Below are 1,097 nucleotides of genomic sequence, written 5' to 3' on the forward strand. Positions count from 1 at the left end.
TCACCGGCTCGCACAGCCACGGCCAGGGCCACGAGACCACGTTCGCGCAGGTGGTGGCGGCGCGCCTGGGCATTCCGGTCGAGAACGTCGACGTGGTGCACGGCGACACTGGCCGCGTGCCGTTCGGCATGGGCACCTACGGCTCGCGCTCCATCAGCGTCGGCGGCTCGGCCATCATGAAGGCGCTCGACAAGATCGAGGCCAAGGCCAAGAAGATTGCCGCGCACCTGATGGAAGCGAGCGACGCCGACATAGACTTTGCCAACGGCGAGTTCACGGTCAAGGGCACGGACAAGAAGATCCCGTTCGCGCAGATCGCCCTGACCGCTTACGTGCCGCACAACTACCCGCTCGACAAGCTCGAACCTGGCTTGAACGAAACCGCGTTCTACGACCCGACCAACTTCACCTTTCCGGCCGGCACCTACATCTGCGAGGTCGAGATCGACCCGGCCACGGGCTTCACGCGCGTGGACCGCTTCAGCGCAGTGGACGACTTCGGCACCATCATCAACCCCATGGTCGTCGAAGGCCAGGTGCACGGCGGCCTGGTGCAGGGCATAGGCCAGGCGCTGCTGGAGAACTGCGTCTACGACCGTGAAACCGGCCAGCTGCTCACCGGTAGCTACATGGACTACGCCATGCCACGCGCCGACGATTTCCCCGAGTTCAAGCTGGGCACCGTATGCACGCCCTGCACGCACAACCCGCTGGGCACCAAGGGCTGCGGCGAGGCCGGCGCCATCGGCTCGCCACCGGCCGTGATCAACGCCGTGCTCGACGCACTGCGCCCGCTCGGCGTGAAGGACTTCGACATGCCCGCATCGCCGCACCGCGTGTGGGAAGCCATTCNGCACCGTATGCACGCCCTGCACGCACAACCCGCTGGGCACCAAGGGCTGCGGCGAGGCCGGCGCCATCGGCTCGCCACCGGCCGTGATCAACGCCGTGCTCGACGCACTGCGCCCGCTCGGCGTGAAGGACTTCGACATGCCCGCATCGCCGCACCGCGTGTGGGAAGCCATTCAAAGCGCGAAAGCCTGAGACCTTGCGGGACAGACCGCAGGCGGCGCAGCCGACCAGCTCTGTCCCCAAGC

The 1,097-nt window shown here is 67.1% G+C and carries 1 protein-coding gene; it reads left to right on the forward strand.

What is annotated here, in order from left to right; translation table 11 throughout:
- Positions 1-1,097 (forward strand): molybdopterin cofactor-binding domain-containing protein (locus tag QZH66_RS16715; protein WP_305806986.1); only part of this gene is annotated, 1,097 nt, incomplete at both ends.

It is taken from the genome of Stenotrophomonas sp. YIM B06876 (assembly GCF_030711595.1).
Taxonomy (GTDB): domain Bacteria; phylum Pseudomonadota; class Gammaproteobacteria; order Xanthomonadales; family Xanthomonadaceae; genus Stenotrophomonas.